Annotated in this window: 6 protein-coding genes and 1 pseudogene; all 7 read left to right on the plus strand. The window is 52.3% G+C overall.

Translation table 11 applies throughout. The features are described 5' to 3' along the window. The coding region (locus IGR76_06965; GenBank protein ID MBF2078254.1) for a photosystem II q(b) protein at positions 1 to 223 on the plus strand (223 nt) is incomplete at its 5' end. A 101-nt stretch (positions 224 to 324) separates the two neighbouring features. Continuing rightward, positions 325 to 936, plus strand: a complete 612-nt coding sequence (locus IGR76_06970; protein MBF2078255.1) for a molybdenum cofactor guanylyltransferase — start codon at positions 325 to 327, stop codon at positions 934 to 936. A 277-nt stretch (positions 937 to 1,213) separates the two neighbouring features. Further along, positions 1,214 to 1,669 carry a polymer-forming cytoskeletal protein gene (locus IGR76_06975; protein MBF2078256.1) on the plus strand — a complete coding sequence of 152 codons (456 nt, stop codon included), beginning with the start codon at positions 1,214 to 1,216 and terminating at the stop codon, positions 1,667 to 1,669. A gap of 14 nt (positions 1,670 to 1,683) precedes the next feature. Next, positions 1,684 to 2,166 (plus strand): 2-phosphosulfolactate phosphatase, encoded by a 483-nt coding sequence (locus IGR76_06980; GenBank protein ID MBF2078257.1) that lies wholly within the window; start codon positions 1,684 to 1,686, stop codon positions 2,164 to 2,166. 185 nt (positions 2,167 to 2,351) lie between these two features. Further along, a complete protein-coding gene (aroC, locus tag IGR76_06985) occupies positions 2,352 to 3,446 on the plus strand; it encodes a chorismate synthase (GenBank protein MBF2078258.1) in 1,095 nt (364 codons plus the stop codon). 23 nt (positions 3,447 to 3,469) lie between these two features. Then, positions 3,470 to 4,795 carry a HEAT repeat domain-containing protein gene (locus IGR76_06990; GenBank protein ID MBF2078259.1) on the plus strand — a complete coding sequence of 442 codons (1,326 nt, stop codon included), beginning with the start codon at positions 3,470 to 3,472 and terminating at the stop codon, positions 4,793 to 4,795. Between the two features lie 149 nt (positions 4,796 to 4,944). Next, positions 4,945 to 5,040: pseudogene (locus IGR76_06995) on the plus strand (LysR family transcriptional regulator). The last annotated feature ends 48 nt before the right edge of the window (positions 5,041 to 5,088 follow it).

Consider the following 5,088-nt stretch of genomic DNA (forward strand, 5'->3'; position numbering starts at 1 on the left):
GCTGGGTATCAGCACGATGGCGTTCAACCTGAACGGTTTCAACTTCAACCAGTCGATCATCGACTCACAGGGTCGTGTGATTGGCACCTGGGCTGACGTGTTGAACCGTGCGAACCTGGGTATGGAAGTGATGCACGAGCGTAATGCTCACAACTTCCCGCTTGATTTGGCGGCTGGCGAAGCTGCTCCTGTAGCGCTGACCGCACCTGCAATCAACGGCTAAGGTTAGCTTCGGTTAGTTAGCTTGCAAAGCGCTCTCCTTCGGGAGGGCGCTTCTTGTTTGGATGTGGATGTAGTTCTAAATCTGTTGCTTCCCGGTTTTGCATGCAATCTCCTGTCGATATCTCAGTGCTCATCCTTGCCGGGGGTAAAAGTTCCCGCATGGGTCAAGATAAGGCATTGATGGACTTTCAGGGGCGATCGCTCCTCCAGCGAGTCTATGACGCTGCGGCGCAATGTTGCCCTAGGATTTACATCGCCACCCATCAGCCCCAAGTTTATCAACCCCTGCTGCCCCAAAGCAGCTTGTGGATTTCAGAAACTCCTCATGAGGGCGATCGCCCCTTTCAAGGGCCACTTATCGGGTTTGCAAGAGCCTTACCGCATATCCCGTCAGCATGGATCCTGCTCCTCGCCTGTGATTTGCCATTCTTAGAGGTTGAAACGCTCCGTCAATGGATTCAACAGGCCGCAGGCAATCCTCTCCCCTGCATTGCCTGCGTTCCTCGGATCCGTACTCGATGGGAGCCACTCTGTGCCCTTTACCACACCTCCTGTCGGGAATCCTTACAGGCGTTTGTCGATGCAGGGGGACGATCCTTTCAGCGCTGGTTGGATGGGCAACCTGTTCAGCCGCTCACAGTTCCTAACCCAAAGATGCTGTATAACTGTAATACTCAAAACGACTTCATTGACGGACAGCAGATTGGTTTGTAGATTGACATGAAGTCGCAGAACTTCAAGGACGGCGAGGGTTTGATGGGGCGATCGCTCGCCAATTGAATTGATGCCGCAGTCCACCTTGTCTCCATACAGCCGAGTCCAAAAGAACTATCCATCCGTTTTGACTGTACCAATCCCATAAAGCCATTTTGGCTATGGACAGAGGTTATCCGCTAACGACTCAAAGTAGAGTAACCGGATTACACCGTCCATCCTTTTTATACAAACCATCCTTTTTATACAAACAGCCATTAGGAAGGGAAACACGCTGATGATTCAACGACTATTTGGTGGAAAACAGACAACTCCCAACATACAGTACCCTCAATCTTCACAAGCTTCGTCTACTACAACCTACCTAAGTTCAACGAGTGAATTTCAAGGCAATCTGAACGTAGATGGGGATCTGAGGGTTCACGGTATTATTCATGGCAATGTCCAGGTTACGGGTGACATTGAAGTGTCTGAAACGGGATTAATTGAAGGGATAGAGCTACGCGGCAACAACATCATTCTGCATGGCGTTGTGAAAGCACGAGTAATTGCAGAGGGACAGCTCACTCTGAGTCGGACGGCTCGGCTAGAAGGGGACGTGACAGTACAATCCTTGAATGTCGAAGCAGGCGCATTTTACGTGGGCTATATTACGACGAGTGAGTCGAAGGCACTGCCAATGTCTAACCCCATTCCAGAATTGATTGGGCATTTGGAGCGCATGGAATCTTGAGCCTTGGCAGATAGATGGCTTTGCTGTCTCCAAATGGCTCCGTGCTGAACCTATCAACCGCATCAACACCGACCCTGGCAGGCTGCTTGAAAAGCTGTAGGGCTGTTGCGTTGGCTGCTGGAACATATGGACACCGAATTGCTGTCATCCCTGCGGGAGCGACATGGAACGATGGTCGCCTTCGCCCTGCCTTTGAAGATTGGATTGGAGATGGAGCAATTGTGAGTTACCTCAAGGGACACTTGTCACCAGAAGCGGAATTGGCGCAGGGGGCTTATCAAAATATCTGCCAATCTTCCTCGTCCCTCAGAACCCTGCGAAAGCGGTGTAGTTCTGGGCAAGAGCTTGTGGAACGAGGGTTTGGACAAGATGTTGACTTGGCATCAGAGATCAAGGTTAGTAATTGCGTTCCAAGCTTGAAGGATGGGGCTTATAAAAACGTGCAGCGTGCCGATCTACCGATAAACGCTCCTATGTCGTGGGATTTCGATTCATAATCAGGCGCGATTGGACGTAGGGTCATGTGGCTGGTATTTGCTAAAACTACGCTATATCCGTACGTTCAATAGGCTTCATCACAGGAATGCGCGTTTGGGGGTATGGGTTGTGGCGAGACCACACCGCGATGCACGCAAGAGATCTAATTTAGGCTAAGATGCCATCAGGTCGCGTTTTTACTGGTATGGGCAACACGTTTGGTCACTTGTTCCGAGTTACCACCTTTGGCGAATCCCATGGGGGTGGGATGGGGGTTGTCATTGATGGCTGTCCGCCACGCTTGGAGATTAGTGAACAGGAGATTCAGTTTGAGCTAGATCGTCGTCGTCCGGGGCAGAGTAAAATTACCACACCCCGCAAGGAAGCCGACGAGTGCGAAATCTTATCTGGGGTCTTTGAAGGCAAAACCCTGGGTACTCCGATCGCCATTCTCGTTCGCAACAAAGATGCGCGATCGCAGGACTATTCTGAAATGGCTCAGGTGTATCGTCCGTCCCACGCCGATGCTACCTATGATGCCAAATATGGCATCCGCAACTGGAAAGGGGGTGGACGTTCTTCGGCACGGGAAACCATTGGCCGGGTGGCAGCTGGGGCGATCGCCAAAAAAGTGTTGCACCAAGTCGCTGGCGTCGAAATTATCGGCTACGTCAAACGCATTAAAGATTTAGAAGGCTCCGTAGACTCCAGCACCGTCACCCTCGAACAGGTTGAAAGCACCATTGTGCGATGTCCCGATGCCGAGTGTGCAGAGCGCATGATCGAATTGATTGAAGAAGTTGGACGCGCTGGGGACTCCATTGGTGGCGTTGTAGAGTGCGTGGCTCGCAACGTACCCAAGGGGATAGGCGTTCCTGTTTTTGACAAACTGGAAGCCGACTTGGCAAAGGGCGTGATGTCCCTACCTGCGAGTAAAGGCTTCGAGATTGGCTCAGGCTTTGCCGGAACCCTGCTGACAGGAAAGGAACACAACGACGAATTCTACACTGACGAGGACGGTAACATCCGCACCGTGACCAATCGCTCTGGCGGTGTCCAGGGGGGGATTTCCAACGGAGAAAATATCATTATCCGCGTGGCGTTTAAGCCGACAGCGACCATCCGACAGGAGCAGAAAACCGTAACCAAGGAGGGCGAAGCAGCGGTGCTGGCCGCACGTGGTCGTCATGATCCGTGCGTTCTACCTAGAGCTGTTCCCATGGTCGAAGCGATGATGGCACTGGTACTGTGCGACCATTTGTTACGACAGTATGGACAGTGCAAGGTGTTGGATTCGTAAGAATGGCGTGGTAGAGTCTGCGAATGGATGAGCGATTAGATGCCGCCCAAGCAGCGGCGAGTAGTGGTCATTGGTCAACAGTAGCGCATCTCCTACAGGAGATTGTGTCGCAACAGGACGGTCAGGGGTTGGATCGCTTAACTCAGCAGAGATTGATAAACCTTGCCCTGGGCTGTTTGTCAGACGGTAACTTTCAAACTCGCTGGGACATCAGCAAAGTGATTCCGCAGCTTGGGGCGATCGCCCTTCCTGCACTACTGCACATTGTTCGAACCACTGACTTTGATGAAGAGGATTGGGAATACCTCTGGTTTGCGGCGCGCCTAGTCGGTGAGTTTGATCATCCCGATGCGATCGCCACGCTGCTAGCCCTACTCCAATCTGGCACACCAGAGTTAGTGCAGGTTGCTAGCGATGCCTTGGCGAACCGAGGAGCCGTTATTGTCCCAGACGTTACCAGCCTCTTATCACGTCCCTCTGCCCGCTTAGGTGTTGCACAAACGCTGGCCAAGATTGATCATCCTAGCATTATTGAGCCTCTTCTTGTTCTGGTTGATGATGGAGTGGCTGAAGTCCGGGCGATCGCCCTTGAGGCTCTCATGCGGTATTCGGATGATCGGATTGTATCCAGCTTAATGCGATCGTTAGCTGATACGTCTGCGCGGGTGAGGCAGGCTGCGGTCACAGGGTTAGGGCTACAGGCACAACGGGTTTCGTCTCAAGATATGGTGCCGCTGATTGAGCCGTTGTTGCTCGACTTCAACGGTCAGGTGGGACGACAAGCTGCGATCGCCCTCGGTCGCCTACGGACTATAGAGGCATTGAACGCCCTTGACCGAGCCTGGCGATCGCCCTACCTCTCAGAACCACTCCGGCATGAGATTGTGCAGGTGATGGGACAGGGACAGCATGAGTACGCACTATTGATGCTGCAAGGCTATCTCGAAGAACAGCTAGGCACGACAGACGTTCACGCCGCACCAACACAACGCCTTTGCCACACCATCATTGCAACCCTAGGGCGTGTTGAGTCCCCCATGCTGCAACCCACAGCCACCCAGATCCTGATTGAGATTCTGCAGGTGCAACCGTCCATCTCTCAATGGCCACAACTCCGCCAAGCCATTGCCTTTAGCCTCGGTCAGATCGGAAACTCCCAGGCGATTGAAGCGTTAATCCAACTTCTAGCCGATGAGGACACGGGGGTTCGGCTGCATGCGATCGCCGCTTTGAAGCAAATTGACCCTACAAACACCCGCAAACGTCTTGAGCAACTATCCCAAGATCTATCGATTTCACCCAATCTGCAACAGGGAACAGCCTTTGCCCTGACTGAGTGGTCGCGGTAAAGACCGCTCTCATCCGGGAACGCTAACGGGAACGCTAAGCCGTAGGAGACATTTTTCCGATTTCTCTGAATAGATGTATCCACGTCTACGATACGCAGAGGCCAAATCCGCTACGGTCAGAATGTAAAATGTTATGCAGGTTACACTAAATGCGCCTGGAGCAGTTGCAAGCATTTCTTGCTGTTGCCGAAGCTGACAGTTTTCAGAAAGCTGCCCAGCAATGCAACGTTACCCAATCGTACCTGGTCACCGCAATAAGAATTGTTAATGAGAATGGCTGAAGCAGCTACATT

Source organism: Synechococcales cyanobacterium T60_A2020_003, assembly GCA_015272205.1.
Classification (GTDB): Bacteria; Cyanobacteriota; Cyanobacteriia; order RECH01; family RECH01; genus JACYMB01.